Origin of the sequence: Nocardia sp. NBC_00565 (assembly GCF_036345915.1) — a bacterium.
Classification (GTDB): Bacteria; Actinomycetota; Actinomycetes; order Mycobacteriales; family Mycobacteriaceae; genus Nocardia.
Genome location: NZ_CP107785.1, coordinates 3,138,313 through 3,155,821, shown reverse-complemented (window position 1 = coordinate 3,155,821; position 17,509 = coordinate 3,138,313). Strand labels below are relative to the sequence as shown.

Below are 17,509 nucleotides of genomic sequence, written 5' to 3'. Positions count from 1 at the left end.
TCTTGCATAGTTTCAAAGAAGTCTCTACCATAAGTGCTCTCCACTGCATATCGGATGAGAGGACTGTCGGCATGGCCAAACCGCCGCTATCGATGCACCCGACGGGATGGTTCCAGGTCGCGTGGGCTGCCGAGGTCGGTGTCGGTGACGTGCACCGGATGAAGTACTTCGGTCGCGAGATGATCGCGTGGCGCTCGGCGGACGGCTGGGTCGCGGTCATGGACGCCTACTGCGAGCATTTGGGGGCGCATCTGGGTTTCGGCGGGCGCGTCGAAGGGGATCGAATCGTGTGCCCATTCCACGGTTGGGAGTGGAACCGTGCAGGTCGCAACGTCTGCGTTCCGTACGAGAAGCATCCGAATAAGGGCAGACGTATCCGCAGCTATCCGGTCGTGGAGCGCAATGAGTCGATCTGGATCTGGCACGATGTCCAAGGGCGGCCGCCCTTCTTCGAGGTCCCTGACGTGTTCACCGGATTCGACGACGGGATGAGTGCCGCCGACTACTTCCCGGCCTATCCGCACTCCACGCTGTATCGGCAGCGGCTGGAACTGCACCCGCAATACATCATGGAGAACGGGGTGGACTTCGCCCACTTCAAATACGTCCACAAAGTCCCGATCATTCCGACCTTCACCCGGCAGGATTTCGACGAGCCGGTGTCGTATGTGGATTTCACGATCGCCTTCGACGACACGACCGCGGCCGGGCAAATCAACAGCGGCGTCCACGCCATCAACGCCGGACTCGGGGCGGCGGTCACCAAGAGTTGGGGAATGATCGACAACCGCACGCTGTCCGCGGTCACACCCGTCGACGACGAGACCTCCGACGTTCGTTTCTCGGTGTGGATCGGCCGCCCGCCCGGCGACGAACGGCCCAACGCCGCAGCCAAGGCTCAGCAACTGGCGCACGCTGTCATCGAGCAATTCGAGGCCGACATCCATATCTGGGCGCACCAGCGCTACTCCGACCCGCCCGGCCTGTCGCAGAAGGAATTCGAGGGATTCAAGGCATTGCGGCACTGGGCAGCTCAGTTCTACCCCGACCCAGCTATCACCCCGACGCTGCGATAACGGAAGGCCATATCCGACGTGCACACCCAGCAGAAGATCCGCGTATTTCAGGTCGCGACCGGCAATGTCGGTACCGAGATGATCAAACGCCTCGGCAACCACCCCGATCTCGAGTTGATCGGACTGCACTGCTACACCCCGGAGAAGATCGGCCGCGACGCGGGTGAGATCGCGGGCCTGGCGCCGATCGGAGTGGCGGCCACCGGCACGGTCGAGGAGATCATCGCCGCGAAACCGGATGTCGTGACCTTCCACGGGGTCTTCCCCGACGAAGCCCTCTACGAACGCGTCCTCGAAGCCGGTATCAATGTCGTGACCACCGCTGACTGGATCACCGGCCACCACCGCGACCAGAACCACCCACACCCCTCGGGGAAAAAGGTCACCGAGGTGCTGCAAGCGGCGTGCCGGCGCGGTGGCTCCACCTTCTACGGCACCGGCATGAATCCCGGCCTGTGCCAGATCCTCGGGATCACCCACTCCTGCGACGTCGCCGATATCGAGAATGTCACCGTCATCGAATCCGTCGACGTGTCCTGCCATCACTCGGCCGAGACCTGGATAGCTGTCGGTTACGGCCGCCCGGTCGACGATCCCGCCATCCCGGCATCACTGGAAAAGTTCACCCGCGTATTCGCCGACTCGGTGTACATGATGGCCGACTGCTTCGGACTCGAACTCGACGACGTCACCTTCACCTACGAACTAGGCGCATGCACCGAAGACGTCGATCTCGGCTGGTATGTCCTGCCCAAAGGCTCGCTGGGTGCGAACTACATCAAATACCAGGGCATCGTGGACGGCGAACCCAGGATCGAGTCCCACCTCGAATGGCAGATGACACCTCACACGGATCCGAAATGGAATGTGAAAGGCTGCTACATCACCAAGATCACCGGCGACCCGAGCATCTACAGCAAACATATGATCCTCCCCAAACGCGGCACCGATCTGTCGGACCCGGCATCGTTCGCATCCATCGGCATGACCGTCACCGGACTACCCGCCCTCAACTCGATCCGATCGGTGGTCGCCGCGCCCCCCGGCATCCTCACCAGCGCCGACCTCCCGCTCCGCGGATTCGCCGGCAGATTCAAACAATAACTACCTGGTGCCTTTGAACCGACGGGAAATCCGATTCAGACGCATTTCCCCCGGGGTGAAAACAGACAGCAATTCGGTAATTTGGTAACCGAATACCCCATCGACATTGCTCAATTCATCGGTGCATGATTGTACCTATCCGGAGAACATTCGTCGGGGGAATGTCAAGGTGCCGGCAATGTTTGGAGGTCAAATGTTCATCACCAAGTTCATGGCAACCGCGTTCATGGCAGTCGCGGCGACCAGCATAGCCACCGTGACAGCGCATGGCGAGGCGACGTTGGCGAATGTCGACGTCACCGGTGTGGACGGCCCGCTCGCCTATACGACGAGCCTCGCGGCCGATCACTCGAGCGCACTGGTGACCCTCGCCTCCGGCAGATTCGTCATCACCCCCGACGCGGTCACGGTCCTCGCGAACGACGGTGCGGTGGTCGGCACCATCCCGACGACACTGCGCGCGGAGACCGGACAGAATCTCGCGGTGACACCGTGGCTGGACAGCTCCGGCACGCAGTTGACCCTGACACCGGTCAGCGGGCCGACACAAGAAGCTGTCGCGTCACAGGATATGCCCGGCGTGCAGCAGGCTTGGGGACCGATTTCGATCGCCGTCGGCGCCACCATCGGCTGTGCGGTCGGCGTTCTGATCGGGATCTGGTTCTTCCTGGTCGGAGCCATCGTCGGATGCGCCATCGGCGCAGCCATCGGTGCCGCGATCGGCTTCTTCTCACCGTTCCCGTGATAGGTCACCAGTGGAGGTAATCGGAGACAACGACATACGGGCCGGGCGGTGATCGACCGCTCGGCCCGTTCGTAAGTTCGCCGATATCGCCCGCCCAGCGGGTCGCTCGCTTGTCTCGGGCGCACGGTCGTGATCGGCTCGTACGCGCAGACCAACCGAAAAGGAGCCGCTTCGATGCCTATTCAGCGACTGAACCATGCCGTCCTGTTCGTCTCCGATGTGGAGCGCTCGGCCGCTTTCTATGGTGAGGTCCTCGGATTCCGGCGGATCGGCGGTATGCCTGGCGGGGTGTTCCTGCAGGCGGCGGATTCGGCCAACGACCATGACCTGGGGCTGTTCCAGTCACCCGATCCGGCCGTGCCGCACCGCACCGGACGGGTCGGTCTGTACCACCTGGCCTGGGAGGTGGATACGCTGAGCGAACTGCGGCGGGTCCAGGACGCGCTGCGGGCCGCCGGGGCGCTGACCGGCGCCTCCGATCACGCTTGCACGAAGGCGCTATACGGAGCCGACCCCGACGGCATCGAATTCGAGGTGTGCTGGCTGGTGCCCGACTCGGCGATCGAGCAGGCCTTGAGCGAAATGACCGCGCCGTCCGTGCCGCTCGATATCGCGGCCGAGATCGCCCGATACGGTGCGGACACTCCCGGCGGACCTCGCACAGACCATGCGGTCTGGCAGCGTTTCCTCGCGAACTCGAATGCCGACTAGGTCGGCCACCGTCGGGTAGTCGTGACCGGGATATCGAATTATGTTCCGGCCGAACGGATTACCTGCCGCGCGATCACATTGCGCTGGATCTCGTTGGTGCCCTCGCCGATCTCGAGAATCTTGGCATCGGCGTAGAAGCGCGAAATCTTCGATTCCCGGATGTAGCCGTAGCCGCCGTGGATCTGGACGCTGGCGCTGGCCGCCCGGTTGGCCACCTCGGAGGCGTACAACTTCGCCATGGCCGCCGCCTGGCCGAACGGCCGGCCATTGTCGGCGAGCCAAGCGGCTCGGTAGACCAGACTGCGCGCCGCCTCGACCTCGGTGGCCATATCGGCGAGTTTGTGCTGCACCGCCTGGAACGCCGAAAGGCGCTTGCCGAATTGCTCGCGCTGGCCGGCGTGCTGGGCCGCGAGTTCGAGGGCTTGTTGGGCGAGCGAAAGCGCAAGTGCGGCAACGCTGATGCGGCCGCCGTCGAGTACATCGAGGAACTGCCGCAGGCCGTTGCCCTCCTCGCCGATCAGGTTCTCGGCCGGGATCCGGCAATTGTCGAAGACCAGTTCGCGGGTATCCATCGCGTGCCAGCCGATCTTCTTCAGTGGCTGGCTAACGGTATATCCCGGCGTGCCGGTCGGGACATAGAACGTGCCGAACCGTTTGGTGCCGTCGTCGTTCGTGCCGGTCACCGCGAGGATCGTGACCCCGAGGCTGATCACGGTGCCCGCATTGGTGATGAACATCTTCGTGCCATTGACGACCCAGCCGTCGCCGTCCTGGCGGGCCGTGGTCCGAATGCCCGCGGCATCCGATCCCGCGGTCGGTTCGGTCAGTCCGAAGGCTCCGATGTGGGTGCCCTTCGCCAGCGGCGTGAGCCATTTGTGTTTCTGTTCCTCGGTGCCGAAGGCAGCCAAGGGGAGTGAGGCGATCGTCGAATGGGCATTCCACGCGGCGGCGAAGGACTGGTCGGCGGCGCCGATGGCCTCCATGGCCGCGACGTAGGAGACGTACCCGGCGTCGGTGCCGCCGTATTCCTGCGGAATCAGCAGTCCGGTGAGGTCCAATTCGCCCATCTTCAGAAAGACATCACTGGGGAATCGCTCCTGCTCAGACCAGGACTCGGCGTGCGGCTCGATCTCCTTCTCGGCGAAATCGCGGCACAACTTCTGCAGCTCGATTGCCTCGGCGGGCAGGTCTAGGTCCATGTCGAGTCCGTCCTGTGCATCCGTCGCCGACGCGACGCCTTGTTTTTTCGAACAACCGGTATAATATTGACAGTCGATGCTCCACGTCAACCGGCGGGTCGAGTGCGACTCCACGAACCGATCGGCAGAGACCTATGACAATGACTGAATCGAACTCGGACACAACGGCTATCGGCGGCGCGGTGACGCTGACGGAGCTGTATCGCAGAATGCTGACGATCCGGAAGTTCGAAGATCACGCCGCTCGGCTCTATCGCGCGACCCAGATACCCGGGTTCCTGCATCTGTCCATCGGCCAGGAGGCTTCCGCGGTCGGCGCGTGTTGGCCGCTCGACGACCGCGACGTGGTGACCTCGACCCATCGCGGACACGGTCACTGCATCGCCAAGGGCCTGGACGTCGAAGGCATGTTCGCCGAACTGATGGGCAAGGAAACCGGAACCTGCCGGGGCCGTGGCGGTTCGATGCATATCGCGGATCCGCGCAAGGGGATCTTCGGCGCGAACGGGATCGTGGGCGCCGGACTACCCATCGCCGTCGGTGCCGGTACCGCCGCCCAGTTGCGCGACAGCGGCGGCGTGGTCGTCGCCTTCTTCGGTGACGGCGCCGTCGCACAGGGCGTCTTCCACGAATCGGTCAACCTGGCCGCGGTCTGGGACCTGCCGGTCATCTTCTTCTGCGAGAACAACGGCTACTCAGAATTCTCCGCCGCGGTCGACCAGCACCGGGCCACGCTGCGTGAACGCGCGGCGGGTTACGGTGTCGAGTTCCACCAGGTCGACGGAAACGACGTCGTGCAGGTGGCGACGTTGCAGCGCACGCTCGTCGATCGCCTGCGCGCCGGAGCGGGACCGGTGATCGTCGAAGCCAGCACGTACCGCTGGCACGGACACTACGAGGGGGATCCCGAAAGCTACCGGGACGCAGCGGAACTCGCCGCGTGGAAAGAACGCGACCCGCTGACCGTGCTCGGCGACACCATGCGCGGACAGGGTCTGGCCGAACACCTGGCAGCCATCGAGCGCGAGGTCGACGCCGTGATCGAGAGCGCCATCGAGAAGGCCGTCGCCGCGCCGTACCCCGCCGAGGAGACGGCGGGGGACTACGTCATAACCCCGCGTGCGGCCATACCGGAACCGGCGACTCCGACCGCGGGCTCGTGGAAGATCATGCACGCGGTCACGAACGCTCTGACCAAGGAACTCGCGGACGATCCGACCGTCTTCCTGGCGGGCATCGATGTCGGAAAGGGCGGCAATGTCTACGGTTTGACCCGTGGTCTGGCCGAGCAGTACCCGGGTCGCGTCCGCGATACGCCGATCTCGGAAAGCGCGATCATGGGTACCGCGGTGGGCGCGGCGATGGCGGGCTATCGTCCCGTCGTGGAGTTGATGTACTTCGACTTCATCGGCGTCTGCTTGGACCAGTTGATGAACCAGGCGGCGAAGTTGCGCTTCATGACCGGCGGCGCGGTGACGATGCCCCTGGTCGTTCGCACCCAGTTCGGCGCGGGCAAATCCTCGGGCAGTCAACACTCGCAGAGTCTGGAGGCGTTGGTCGCGCATATTCCGGGCCTGACGGTCGTGATGCCGTCGACACCGGCCGACACCTACGGGTTGCTGCGGGCCGCGATCCAGGATCCCAATCCGGTGATCTTCATCGAGAACCGTCTGCTCTACGGCATGAAAGGCGCCGAACCGCCGGCCGACCACCTGGTGCCGCTCGGCAAGGCGATCGTGCGGCGGCCCGGCACCGACGTGACCGTGGTGTCCTACTCCAAGACCATGTACGACTGCCTCGCCGTCGCCGATCGCCTTGCCGCCGAGGGTATCTCGGTCGAAGTCATCGATCTGCGGACCATCAGTCCCCTGGATTTCGACACCGTGCTGACCTCGCTGCAGAAGACGAACCGGCTGGTGGTCGTGCATCAGGCCGTCGGGGAGTTCGGCGTCGGCGCGGAATTGGCGGCCCGCGCGGTGCGGGAAGGGTTTTGGCACCTCGACGCACCGGTGATCCGGGTGACCGCCGGTGCGACGCCCGCGCCTTACACTCCGGCGCTGGAGAAGATCTGGCTGCCCGATGAGGCGCGTATCGAGGCCGCGATCCGCGAAACGCTCGACACCCGCTCGTGACAGGCGTGCGCGACACACCGAAGCACGCTAGTTTCGACCGACTGTTCGACTCTGCGTATAATTGCCCTCTCACGCGACTTCGACGACCCGAGGGATCAGATGGCTCGACCACCAGGACATGGACCGGGATACGAGGTCAAGCGGCAGGAGATCATCGATACCGCCGCCGCGCTGTTCGCGGAGAAGGGCTACGCCGCGACCGGGATCACCGAGATCGGCGATACGGTCGGTCTGGCCAAGGGCGCGCTGTACTACTACATCAAATCCAAGGAAAACCTGCTCGTCGAAATTCAGGAGCGGGTGCTCGACCCATTGCTGGCCGTGGCCGCGAAGATCCAGGATCTGGCCGCGCCGCCGACGATCAAGCTGCGCCTGCTCTCGGAGGAGTTACTGAATCTCATCTTCGAGCGCCTGGACCATATCTGGGTGTACGAACACGATTACCGCCAGCTGACCGGGGCGAATCTCACTCGGATGCTCGAGCGGCGTCACGAATTCGAGAACATCGTGCGGTCGCTGCTGACGGACGCGATGGAGGACGGAACTTTCCGCAAGTCCGATCCGACCTTGGCCATGCTGCAATTTCTCAATATGCACAATCACACCTACCAGTGGGTCAAACCGGGACAGCAATGGGATGCGAAATTCCTGTCCAAGACCTACTGCGCGACATTGTTCAACGGTTTCGCCGATGGCAAGTGTGATCTCGCGGCACTCGAGTCGGCGGTCGAGGCCTACAAGATCTGAGCCGAAGCCTCCGTCGGCGTCTTTCGATTCGGCGTGCGCGCGTATAGCCGGCGCCGGGTGAGCCCATGCAGAGACACATCTTGACAGAATTGTCCGGATGGTTTCTTATACCGGTTGTTCGAATAAATCGTTACAATCCCATCAGGGAGGCCGAACATGGGTTCCAGGCTCGAAGGAAAGACCGTCGTGGTGACCGGCGCGGGCGGCGCGCTCGGATCTGTTGTCGCGCTGCGTTGCGCCGAGGAGGGCGCCCGCAATCTCGTCCTCGCCGACCTGAACGTCGATGCGATGGCGGAGTTGGCGCGCACCTTGGGCGACAAAGGTGTCACCGCGACGGCGCAGCGGCTCGATGTCGCCGACGGCGACGGATTCGACGCGCTCATCAGTTCCGCTGTCGAGCGGTACGGCGCGGTCGATGTGCTGGTGAATACCGCCGGCATCGTCTCGCCCAACGCGCGAATCCACAATCTGTCCACTGCGGATTGGGAGCGCACCGTATCGGTCAACCTGACCGGAACCTTCCATGGCATCCGCGCGGTCGCGCGTGCGCTGCGCAAACGCGGAAATGTCGCCATCGTGAACATCGCATCGGTCAGCGGTCTGACCGCGTGGGCGTATGCGGCGCCCTACTGCGCGTCGAAGGCCGGGGTGATCCACCTGACCCGGGTCGCGGCGCTCGAATACGCCAAGGAGGGGATACGGGTCAACGCCGTATGTCCCGGCACATTTCCCACGGCCGTGCACGAAGGTCTGCCCGTCGAGGCGATGAGCGCGATCGAGGCCAAGCATCCGCTCGGCTTCGGCGCCCCGGACGATATCGCCGGTGCGGTCATCTATCTGGCCAGCGATGAATCCCGTTGGGTCACCGGGCATTCCCTGGTCGTCGATGGTGGCTACTCGCTGCCGTGATCAGGTGGTTGTCAGCGACACCATAGTTTATTAGTCTAGTCGGTACATAAAACTTCGAGGTTCTTCCTCGACCCAACAGCGAGGCCCGTCAATGTTCAACTTCGCCTCGGTGCTCGAGCGGAACGCGCACCGGTACGCCGATAAGATCGCTCTGTCCGAGGGAGATCGGGAACTGACGTACGCCCAGGTGCGCACCCGGGTGAACGCGCTGTCGGGGGCGTTGCGCGACCTGGGGGTCAACTCGGGGGACATCGTCGCGGTACTGCTGTACAACCGCGTCGAATTCGTCGAAACCATGCTGGCGGCCAACCGGATCGGCGCCGCGATTCTGCCGCTCAACTATCGGCTGTCCCCGGCGGAATGGCAGTACATCATCGAGCATTCCGACGCCGTCGCGATCGTCACCGAGACGGAGTTCGTCGACGGTATCGATGCGCTGGTCCCCGCATTGCCCCGGCTGCGGCACAAGGTGACGCTGGACGCCGCTGCGGATCCTTCGTGGCTGGAATACGACACGCTGCTGCGGAGCTCCCGGTGCCGGTCGATTCCGGTGGTCGATGTCGAACCCGATGCGCTGCAACGACTCATGTACACCTCGGGGACGACCTCACGTCCCAAGGGCGTGATGATCTCGCATCAGAATCTGATCTGGAAAAACCTCGCCCATATCCTCGAATTCTCGCTCACCGCCGAGGACAACACCCTGGTGTGCGGTCCGCTGTATCACGTGGGCGGGATGGATCTGCCCGGCCTGGCCACCCTGCATACCGGGGGACGGCTGAGCCTGCTTCGGCGCTTCGACGCCGCCGCGGTCGTGGACGCGATCGAACGACTGCGCCCGACCAATGTGTGGCTGGCTCCATCGATGATGAACGCGCTGCTGCAGCTGCCGGACCTGGCCGAGCGCGACACCTCATCGATCCGGTTCATCACCGGTGGTGGCGAGAAGATGCCCATACCGCTGCTCGACCGCATCGCCACCGCCTTCCCGAATGCCTGGTTCGCCGATGCGTACGGGCTGACCGAGACGGTATCCGGCGATACCGTCAACGACGCCGAACATATGCGATCGAAGGTCGGCTCGGTCGGACGCCCCGTCGCGCACGTCCAGGTCGCGATCTTCGACGAGCACGACGGACCCGTTCCGGCGGGCATGCTCGGCGAGATCGTCATCCGCGGCCCCAAGGTCATGGCGGGATACTGGCGCGATGAGCAGGCCACCCGAGCCGCTCTGCGCAACGGCTGGTTCCACACCGGCGACCTCGGCCGTCTCGACGAAGACGGCTATCTCTATATCGAGGACCGGAAGAAGGACATGATCGTCTCGGGCGGGGAGAATATCGCCACTCCCGAGGTCGAGCGAGTGCTGTACGAAAATCCGGATGTGGTGGAGGCCGCAGTCGTCGGAATACCCCATCCGCGCTGGGGTGAGGTGCCCAAGGCATTCGTCGTGCTGCGCGCGGGCAGCGCGTTCGACGTGGATGGCTTGAAAGATTTCTGTCGCACCCGGCTGGCCAAATACAAGGTGCCCGCCGAGATCGAACGCGTCGAGACGTTACCGCGCACGCCGTCCGGGAAGGTGCTGAAACGCGTTCTGCGAGACGGCATTTCCTGAGTCCCAGCAGCTACGACAGTGCCCGTGCGATGCCATCGCACGGGCACTGTCGTGTTCGGGTGGGTATGCGCGCATGCCCACGGCCGCCGCTGAACGGGACTTGCCACGATGGCTGCTCGGCCGCGGATCCTTTTTGTCCCGTTCAGCGGAAACGCATCGTCGCAAATGAGTGTGGCTGATCACACTAGGTGGGCTTTCGCCTCAGGGCGATATTGCCCGACAGCGATGAGGAATGAGATCGAAGGAGATCCATTGATGGAACAATCAGTTCATTTCAGATTGCAACGCTGGTCGGCGTGGAGCGGATTCTTGGTTCTCGTAGCCATGTTGATCGCTTACGGGATCGGCGACCTGCTCTCACCCATGAGCCCGACGATGAGCCAGGGCGAGGTCGTCGACTTCCTGATCAAGAATCAGCACGGGATTCTGATCTGCGTGGCCATCATGGTGCTGACGGTCCCCTTCGAATATCCGTACGTCGTTGTGACCAGCATGCAGATGAAGCGGGTCGAAGGCGGCTGGGGCTGGCTGTCGATGGTCCAGCTGACCACCGGCGTCGTCGCGCCGACCGGTTTCTTCTACCCCCTGGCGATTCTGGCGGCCGCCGCGTATCGGCCGGAAAGCCATTCCCCGGATGTTCTGTCGGCGATGACAGATATCTTCTGGTTGATGTACGTCGGCAACGCGTGCATTTTCGTCCTGCAGGTGTGGTCGATCGGGCTCGCTTCCTACCTCGATAAGCGAGCCAAGCCGATTTTCCCGCGTTGGTATGCGCACCTCAGCATGCTCCTGGGTGTTCTGCTCATTCCGGGCGCCTTCGTCTTCCTGAACAAGACAGGCCCGCTGGCGTGGAATGGGATCCTGGCCCAAGGACTTCCGGCGCTCGCTTACCTCGTCTGGAAGATCGCCACGCCGCTCGTATTGCTGAAGGCGATCAAGGGCGAGGAAGCCGAACTCGCCGAGAAGGCGGCCAGCGAGGCCGAGCCGGCGAATTCGTAGTGCTTACATGTGCGGCCGCCGCGGCCGCCGCCTGAGACAACAAAGTGCCGCCCTGGTCACCGTAATCGGTGACCAGGGCGGCACTCGTGATCGCGGATGCCGGTCGGTCAGCCGACAGCGACCGGGCGCGCCGGCACCGTCAGTCGTCGCGAGATTTCGGCTGCCGTCCACATGACCCGTTGTTTGAGGTCGTCGACGCGAATCAGCTTGCGGTGTCCACAGACCGACAGCGCCGCGACCGCATTGCCGTACTCGAAGATCGGCGCTCCGACACAGGCGACGCCGGGTACCGCCTCATCGCTTTCCATCGCGTATCCGGTGTCGCGGATCTTGCGGAGCGCCGCCTCGAGGGCGGCCTCGGTCGTGATGCTCGCGCTGGTTCGCCCGCGCAGACCATTCGCGAGATACCGGTCGAGGACCGGCTGCGGCGCGTAGGCCAGCAGCACCTTGCCCACCGCCGTACAGTGCGCGGGCAGGCGGCCGCCGACTCGGGACGGCAATTCGCTCGCGAGCGCGCCGCCGACCTTCTCCAGGTACACCACGTCCAGCTCATCGAGCAGGGCGAGGTGTACGACGTGACCGGTGCGCGTGCACAGCTCCTGGATGAACGGCCTTGCGACGTCGCTGATCCGGCGCTGCCCGACCAGACTGCCCATTTCGAACATCCGCAGGCCGAGTGTGTACTCGTTATCGTCGCGCTGGAGCCAGCGAGCGGTCACCAGCTGCTGCAGGATCCGATGGACGGAGGAGGTCGGCAATCCGCTCCGGACGCTGATCTGCCCGAGCGTCAGCGCGCCCGTGGATCGTTCGAAGACGTTCAGGATCAGGACGACTCGATCGACCATCCTCGATGGGGCGTCGGACATATTTCGACCTCCTTGGCTTCCGACTGTCGAGTGCCTCGTTTCGCGCGGCGATGATGGGGGACTCGCGCCCGATCTGATGGCGATTAGTGCACTCAATTAGCGCACCATACCGAGGTGAACCTCCGATCGGTCGCATCGGCGTCCCGCTGAGCGGAAACCCGGCAGTGATTGAGGAGCCGCAACCATCACACTGGGGTCCTCCCTCCCGTCGTGACCCAGGTCACTACACGATGCGGACGTGAGATTCGGAGGAGAACTGTGATGCGACACGACGTTGAAGTCGACTTACAGCTCAGTGGGCCGCGGGGCCGCGTCGCCGGCGAGCGATCGAGGGCCGTCCCAGTGAGCGGGACCACCGTCGAATCGGCCATGCGCATACCAGATGATGCCGATCGGCGAACTCCGGGCGAATCGGGATTCCGATTCGCTTCGGGCGGTCTGTACCTGTGGTTCTGAAATAAGAGAAAACAAGCAGCAAGGAGATAGCTATGCCCGCTGACGAGGAAACCTTCGACGTCGTGGTCGTCGGTTCCGGAGGTGGTGGCCTGGTCGGAGCCTACGTCGCCGCCTCCCGCGGCCTTCGTACTCTGGTCATCGAGAAGACCGCCCTCTTCGGTGGCACGACCTCGTATTCCGGGGCAGGCATATGGTGTCCCGGCAGTGCCCCGCTGGCGCGGGCGGGCGTCGAGGGTGTCGAGGATGCCAGGACCTACCTGCGCAGCGTCGTCGCGGACAGCTCTCGGGAGTCGCTGCAGGACGCCTATTTGCAGGCGGGCACGCAGCTGATCGACGAACTCGAGCAGAACCCGTTGTTCCAGTCATTTTTCTACAGTCCGGTGCCGGAATACTTCGCGGCCAGTCCTGGCGCCTCGCCCGCGGGTCACACCATCTTTCCGCCCGCAGTCTCGGTCGCCGAACTCGGGGAACTCGCCGCGCTCGTGCGGCGCTCCATCCCGGAAGAACGTTGGGGCAGCGAGGAAGGCCCCGTGCTCAATGGCGGCCGTGCCTTGATCGGCCGGGCACTGAAGGCATTCGTGGAGACCGGCAACGGCTCCTACCGCCTCAACACCGCGCTGGAGAATCTCATCGTCGAAGACGGCAGGGTCGTCGGCGTCCAAGCGGTGAGCGAGGGCGAACCGGTCACGATCCGCGCTAGCCGGGGCGTACTGCTGGCTGCCGGTGGGTTCGAACGCAATAGCGAGCTGCGCGAGAAGCACGGGGTGGCCTCCAGCAGCGAGCGGTCGCATGGCGCACCGGAAAACACCGGTGACGCGATCCAGGCAGGGGCCGCGATCGGTGCTGCCACCGATCTGCTCGACGAGGCGTGGCACGTCCCGGGCCTCGTACAGCCCGACGGCCTGCCCGTCTTCCACACGGGCACCCGCGGCGGGATCTGGGTCAACGGTGCGGGCGAGCGCTTCATGAACGAGATCCAGCCCTACGATCGGGCCGGGCACGAGATGCGCCGCCTGCACACGACCACCGGTGTCGAGCACACTCGCGTCCATTGGGTGTTCGATCAGCGACAGTTGGACCGGGACAGCTTCGGCGGCGACCCGGAGCTGCCGGTCGGACCCGAGTGGTTCGAGTCGGGTGCGCTGAAGAAGGCCGACACGCTCGAGGAATTGGCCGAGCTGATCGGTGTACCGCAGGAGAACCTGCGGAAATCGGTCGAGGAGTTCAACGGCTACGCACCGGGCGGCGTCGACGAACGGTTCCATCGCGGCGAGACTCCCTGGGACCAGATGTTCCAGCACGTGGTCGGCTTTTCCTACGAGCCGGGGAACGCTTCGTCGGGGACGACGCTGAACTACCTGGTACCGATCACGAGCGAATGGCCGAATCCGCTGGTGCAGCCGATGGACCAGGGCCCGTTCTACGCCGCCACCATCGTGCTGTCCGATATCGGCACCAAGGGCGGGCTGAAGACCGATGAGCACGCGCGCGTGGTACGTGCGGATGGTCAGCCGATCGAGGGTCTCTACGCGGCAGGTAACACGATGGCCGCGATGTCGGGGCGGGTGTACCCGGGTGCGGGCACACCGATCGGCTCATCGCTGGCCTTCGCCTATCTCGCGGTACTCGACATCCTCGGTAGCGCGAAATGACGGGAAGCACGATCCATGGGACTAGCGGATCGTGCTTCCTATATCCGACCGGGCCGGGTTCGGGGCATCGGAGGCCTCGCTCGGCCCGGTCGGATCTCTGCCGGATCGAGGTCATGGCCGGACTTGAGGACTCAGAACCACTCGCCGCGCTCGCCCATTGCCAGGAGTTGTCCGAGTGCCTCGCTCGGCGCGGTGCGCGGCGGGGTCGGATCCTGGCGTGCCCGTGGCTTCTGCGCTGCGTCCTCGCCCAGCAACTTCTCGGATATCGCGTGCGCGGTGTTGGCGACCAGGGGTGCCAGCCGTTCGAGCGGTGCTTGTGCGTCGCCGACTATCGAGATCGCGCCGATCGGTCCATCCGGGCCGCGCACCGCGACACCGACGCACGCGATCTGCGGATAACACTCACCACGCTCGAAGGCCAGGCCGTTGCGGGTCCGGATGCGGCTCAATTCATGATGTAGTACGCCGAGGTCGCCGATGCTGCGCGTGGTTCGTTTATCGAGAGCGCCCTGCAATTGGATGTCGAGCTGTTCGGCGGGCAACCAAGCCAGCATGGCTTTTCCGACTGCCGTGCAGTGCGCGGGTGCCCGACCGCCGACCCGCGACGGAACTTCGACCGCGGCTCGGCCGCCGAACTTGTCCAGGTAGTAGACATCGGTTCCATCCAGTACGGCCAGATGCACGACCATCTCCGTGCGCACCGCGAGCGCGTGCAGCAGCGGAAACGCCGCGGCGCGCAGTGCGCCGTGGCCGGCCTCGCGGCCACCCAGCCCCAAGGCGCGGGGTCCGAGGCCGTAGCCGCTGGCGCTGTGCTCGAGCCAGCGCAGGCGAACGAGCTGTTCCAGAATCCGGTGGGCCGTGGAACGGGGCAGGCTGGTGCGGCCGGTGACTTCCTCGAGCGTCAGACGGGTCTGTGGACCGCCGAAGACGTCCATGATCAGCGTCATCCGCTCCACCATCGATGGGGGCAACCCCGCCGCTTCCGGGTTTCCACTCAACCCGCCATCTCTCAACACTGAGACCATGCCAGCGCCTCCTTCGGAGACTCGAACTACAGCGGACAGCTTATCTCGCTGTAGACCGTGCTGGACTGGGGATTCCCTAAATAGGTGGACTCTTTATCGTGCCGTGAGTCGACCGAGATCGGCGCGATCGGTCCCGCTGTCTCGGATGTCGACGCCCGCCGCCGAACCCCGGTCCAAACCTGTCCCGGTGTGCGGGAAGGCCGAGATGTGACGGGCGCTACTCGAACTAGCGTTCCGGTCGGTCAATCGATTCAAAGGAGAGCCCCGTATGACTCATGACTACGACCCCGGGCCGCAGATCGCCCACGCGGGTGGAATCAACCTCGGCACGCCGGACCTGGAGCGCTCGCTCGGATTCTTCCGCGATCTGCTCGGCATGGAGGTCGTCTCGCAGGCCGACGGTGTCGCCTACCTGCGCGGATACCAGGAGCTCGTACATCACTCGCTCGTGCTCACCCAGCAGTCCGAGGCGCGCGTGAACACCTACAGCTTCCGCGTGCAGCGCAAGCAGGACGTCGAGCTGTTCCACCAGCAGCTGACCGCGCAGGAGATCGAGACGATCGAGCTGCCCGCCGGTCACGAAACCGGCCGCGGCGAGGCCATCCGGTTCCTGGTGCCGGGCAGTGAGCACCCGTTCGAGCTGTACTACGACATCGAGAAGCCGACCGCGCCCGAATCCCTGCGCTCGAAGCTGCCGAGCAACAGCTCGCGCCGGCGCGGATTCGGTGTACGCCGCCTCGACCATCTGAATGTGCAGTGCAGCCCCAGCACGGTGAACCATGCCGAGGGTTGGCTGCGTGATGCGCTCGGTTTCAAGCGCCGCGAGTTCGCGATGATTCCGCAGTTCCCGGAGACCGTCATGGCGTCCTGGCTGTCGGTGACGCCGCAGGTGCACGACATCGCGATCGGCGTGAACGGCGAGGAGAAGAACGGGGCGTTCCACCACATCGCCTTCAATATCGAGAACTATCACGACATCCTGCGTGCCGCGGACGAGATCCGCGATCTCGATATCGATTACGGCCACGGTCCGGGCAAGCACGGCATCGGCCAGGCGATGTACCTCTACATTCACGATCCGGGCTCCGGCCACCGCATCGAGCTGTACTCCGGTGGATACCACATCTTCGATCCGGACTGGCAGGCGATCGAGTGGAAGATCCCCGAGTTGCAGTACGGCCAGACGTGGTACGGCGAGGCGCTGGACGTCGGCCCCGGCGGCGCGTTCCTGTCCACGACACCTTCAGCGGGACTCAAGGAATGATCCGTTCGGCACAGCCCTTGGTGGCGCGTCGACCCTGCCGCAAAGGGGCACGATGATGACTGCATTGACCTATGACTCGACGCGAGTGACGAAGGACGTCGAGGGGCTCGAGTTCGCCTATCACGAGGCGGGCGAGGGTGAGCCGCTGATCTTGCTGCACGGGTCGGGGCCCGGTGTCAGCGCCTGGGCGAACTACCGGTACAACCTGCCGGTGTTCGCCGAGCGATTCCGGACGATCATGCCCGACCTGCCAGGTTTCGGCGGCACGCAGCTTCCCGAAATCGACGAGATGTACTTCGTCGTCGCGGCTCGCTGGATCGCGCGGCTGATGGACCATCTGGGCATCGAGTCGGCCGGCTTCATCGGCAACTCGATGGGCGGCGCCGTCGCTGCGGAGCTGGCAGCGCTGGAACCCGGCCGGGTGCGACGGTTGGTCACCATGGGTGGCGGTGGGCTGTCGGTGGCTACGTTCGCGCCGGACCCCAGTGAGGGTTTCAAACGACTGTTCGCCTTCATCGCCGATCCGACCCGGGAGGGCATGGTCGAGTGGCTGAAGGCGATGCTGTACGACCACAGCATCATCACCGATGAACTCGTCGACGAACGCATGCGCGCGGTAGCGGCCGATGGAGCGATGGACCGAGCCAAAGCGATATTCGGCTCGTTGCTCAACCCGAAGCTGCAGGCGACATACACCCCGCTGTGGACCCGGGCCGCGACCTTCACCACCCCGACCCTGATGCTGTGGGGTCGCGACGATCGCATGCTCCCCTACGACGGGGCCCACTTCGCGAACCGGATGGTGCCCGACATCGAGTTGCACACCTTCGCCCGCTGCGGGCACTGGGTGCAGGTGGAGCGCAAAGCCGATTTCGAGCGGGTCGCAACGGAATTCCTGACCCGGGAGACGCCTGTCGCGCAGGCGTGATGCACCGCGCACGCTCTTCCCGATCAGCGGAGAGCGCGGCGTGGTCGATTGGACAAAGAAATGACAATGAGCGAATTCTGC

The 17,509-nt window shown here is 64.3% G+C and carries 15 protein-coding genes; 12 read left to right on the top strand and 3 right to left on the bottom strand.

Features of this window, described 5'->3' with window-relative positions:
* Window positions 1-71: 71 nt before the first annotated feature.
* From OG874_RS15135 to OG874_RS15120, 4 genes are all read left to right on the top strand, one after another.
* Window positions 72-1,076: a Rieske 2Fe-2S domain-containing protein gene (locus OG874_RS15135; RefSeq protein ID WP_330255778.1), complete on the top strand. Its 1,005-nt coding sequence runs from the start codon at window positions 72-74 to the stop codon at window positions 1,074-1,076.
* A gap of 78 nt (window positions 1,077-1,154) precedes the next feature.
* Window positions 1,155-2,180, top strand: coding sequence for an NAD(P)H-dependent amine dehydrogenase family protein (locus OG874_RS15130; protein WP_330257297.1), 1,026 nt, complete (start codon window positions 1,155-1,157; stop codon window positions 2,178-2,180).
* A gap of 193 nt (window positions 2,181-2,373) precedes the next feature.
* On the top strand, window positions 2,374-2,925 hold the full coding sequence (locus OG874_RS15125) for a hypothetical protein (RefSeq protein WP_330255777.1): 552 nt from the start codon (window positions 2,374-2,376) through the stop codon (window positions 2,923-2,925).
* A gap of 174 nt (window positions 2,926-3,099) precedes the next feature.
* Window positions 3,100-3,636 (top strand): VOC family protein, encoded by a 537-nt coding sequence (locus OG874_RS15120; RefSeq protein WP_330255776.1) that lies wholly within the window; start codon window positions 3,100-3,102, stop codon window positions 3,634-3,636.
* 38 nt (window positions 3,637-3,674) lie between these two features.
* Here the strand turns inward: OG874_RS15120 and OG874_RS15115 are convergent, their stop codons facing one another.
* Entirely contained in the window at window positions 3,675-4,835 is a 1,161-nt protein-coding gene (locus OG874_RS15115; protein ID WP_330255775.1) for an acyl-CoA dehydrogenase family protein, read from the bottom strand.
* A gap of 140 nt (window positions 4,836-4,975) precedes the next feature.
* On the opposite strand from OG874_RS15115, the gene OG874_RS15110 reads away from it, so the two are divergent.
* The 5 genes from OG874_RS15110 (at window position 4,976) to OG874_RS15090 (ending at window position 11,237) form a co-directional block, all read left to right on the top strand.
* On the top strand, window positions 4,976-6,967 hold the full coding sequence (locus OG874_RS15110; RefSeq protein WP_330255774.1) for an alpha-ketoacid dehydrogenase subunit alpha/beta: 1,992 nt from the start codon (window positions 4,976-4,978) through the stop codon (window positions 6,965-6,967).
* Between the two features lie 99 nt (window positions 6,968-7,066).
* Window positions 7,067-7,714, top strand: coding sequence for a TetR/AcrR family transcriptional regulator (locus OG874_RS15105; RefSeq protein WP_330255773.1), 648 nt, complete (start codon window positions 7,067-7,069; stop codon window positions 7,712-7,714).
* 156 nt (window positions 7,715-7,870) lie between these two features.
* Window positions 7,871-8,623, top strand: a complete 753-nt coding sequence (locus OG874_RS15100) for an SDR family NAD(P)-dependent oxidoreductase (RefSeq protein WP_330255772.1) — start codon at window positions 7,871-7,873, stop codon at window positions 8,621-8,623.
* A gap of 91 nt (window positions 8,624-8,714) precedes the next feature.
* Window positions 8,715-10,238, top strand: a complete 1,524-nt coding sequence (locus OG874_RS15095; RefSeq protein ID WP_330255771.1) for an acyl-CoA synthetase — start codon at window positions 8,715-8,717, stop codon at window positions 10,236-10,238.
* A 225-nt stretch (window positions 10,239-10,463) separates the two neighbouring features.
* Window positions 10,464-11,237 (top strand): hypothetical protein, encoded by a 774-nt coding sequence (locus OG874_RS15090; RefSeq protein ID WP_330255770.1) that lies wholly within the window; start codon window positions 10,464-10,466, stop codon window positions 11,235-11,237.
* A gap of 107 nt (window positions 11,238-11,344) precedes the next feature.
* Here OG874_RS15090 and OG874_RS15085 read toward each other — a convergent pair whose 3' ends face one another.
* A complete protein-coding gene (locus OG874_RS15085; protein ID WP_330255769.1) occupies window positions 11,345-12,103 on the bottom strand; it encodes an IclR family transcriptional regulator in 759 nt (252 codons plus the stop codon).
* A gap of 488 nt (window positions 12,104-12,591) precedes the next feature.
* Between OG874_RS15085 and OG874_RS15080 the strand changes: the two genes are divergently transcribed.
* Window positions 12,592-14,211 carry an FAD-dependent oxidoreductase gene (locus tag OG874_RS15080; protein ID WP_330255768.1) on the top strand — a complete coding sequence of 540 codons (1,620 nt, stop codon included), beginning with the start codon at window positions 12,592-12,594 and terminating at the stop codon, window positions 14,209-14,211.
* A gap of 131 nt (window positions 14,212-14,342) precedes the next feature.
* Here OG874_RS15080 and OG874_RS15075 read toward each other — a convergent pair whose 3' ends face one another.
* The gene (locus OG874_RS15075; RefSeq protein ID WP_330255767.1) at window positions 14,343-15,236 is read right to left on the bottom strand and encodes an IclR family transcriptional regulator; all 894 of its coding nucleotides are present in this window, start codon (window positions 15,234-15,236) and stop codon (window positions 14,343-14,345) included.
* Between the two features lie 268 nt (window positions 15,237-15,504).
* Between OG874_RS15075 and OG874_RS15070 the strand changes: the two genes are divergently transcribed.
* Both OG874_RS15070 and OG874_RS15065 read left to right on the top strand, forming a co-directional pair.
* Complete coding sequence (locus OG874_RS15070; RefSeq protein WP_330255766.1) at window positions 15,505-16,500, top strand: VOC family protein; 996 nt, start codon at window positions 15,505-15,507, stop codon at window positions 16,498-16,500.
* A 52-nt stretch (window positions 16,501-16,552) separates the two neighbouring features.
* On the top strand, window positions 16,553-17,428 hold the full coding sequence (locus OG874_RS15065) for an alpha/beta fold hydrolase (protein WP_330255765.1): 876 nt from the start codon (window positions 16,553-16,555) through the stop codon (window positions 17,426-17,428).
* The last annotated feature ends 81 nt before the right edge of the window (window positions 17,429-17,509 follow it).

What these genes read in the sequence shown, in the direction of transcription:
- OG874_RS15085 (WP_330255769.1), bottom strand. Translation starts at nt 12,103, where the DNA reads ATGTCCGACGCCCCATCGAGGATGGTCGATCGAGTCGTCCTGATCCTG.
- OG874_RS15115 (WP_330255775.1), bottom strand. Translation starts at nt 4,835, where the DNA reads ATGGACCTAGACCTGCCCGCCGAGGCAATCGAGCTGCAGAAGTTGTGC.
- OG874_RS15080 (WP_330255768.1), top strand. Translation starts at nt 12,592, where the DNA reads ATGCCCGCTGACGAGGAAACCTTCGACGTCGTGGTCGTCGGTTCCGGA.
- OG874_RS15105 (WP_330255773.1), top strand. Translation starts at nt 7,067, where the DNA reads ATGGCTCGACCACCAGGACATGGACCGGGATACGAGGTCAAGCGGCAG.
- OG874_RS15075 (WP_330255767.1), bottom strand. Translation starts at nt 15,236, where the DNA reads ATGGTCTCAGTGTTGAGAGATGGCGGGTTGAGTGGAAACCCGGAAGCG.
- OG874_RS15110 (WP_330255774.1), top strand. Translation starts at nt 4,976, where the DNA reads ATGACTGAATCGAACTCGGACACAACGGCTATCGGCGGCGCGGTGACG.
- OG874_RS15100 (WP_330255772.1), top strand. Translation starts at nt 7,871, where the DNA reads ATGGGTTCCAGGCTCGAAGGAAAGACCGTCGTGGTGACCGGCGCGGGC.
- OG874_RS15125 (WP_330255777.1), top strand. Translation starts at nt 2,374, where the DNA reads ATGTTCATCACCAAGTTCATGGCAACCGCGTTCATGGCAGTCGCGGCG.
- OG874_RS15120 (WP_330255776.1), top strand. Translation starts at nt 3,100, where the DNA reads ATGCCTATTCAGCGACTGAACCATGCCGTCCTGTTCGTCTCCGATGTG.
- OG874_RS15130 (WP_330257297.1), top strand. Translation starts at nt 1,155, where the DNA reads ATGATCAAACGCCTCGGCAACCACCCCGATCTCGAGTTGATCGGACTG.
- OG874_RS15065 (WP_330255765.1), top strand. Translation starts at nt 16,553, where the DNA reads ATGATGACTGCATTGACCTATGACTCGACGCGAGTGACGAAGGACGTC.
- OG874_RS15095 (WP_330255771.1), top strand. Translation starts at nt 8,715, where the DNA reads ATGTTCAACTTCGCCTCGGTGCTCGAGCGGAACGCGCACCGGTACGCC.
- OG874_RS15135 (WP_330255778.1), top strand. Translation starts at nt 72, where the DNA reads ATGGCCAAACCGCCGCTATCGATGCACCCGACGGGATGGTTCCAGGTC.
- OG874_RS15090 (WP_330255770.1), top strand. Translation starts at nt 10,464, where the DNA reads ATGAGGAATGAGATCGAAGGAGATCCATTGATGGAACAATCAGTTCAT.
- OG874_RS15070 (WP_330255766.1), top strand. Translation starts at nt 15,505, where the DNA reads ATGACTCATGACTACGACCCCGGGCCGCAGATCGCCCACGCGGGTGGA.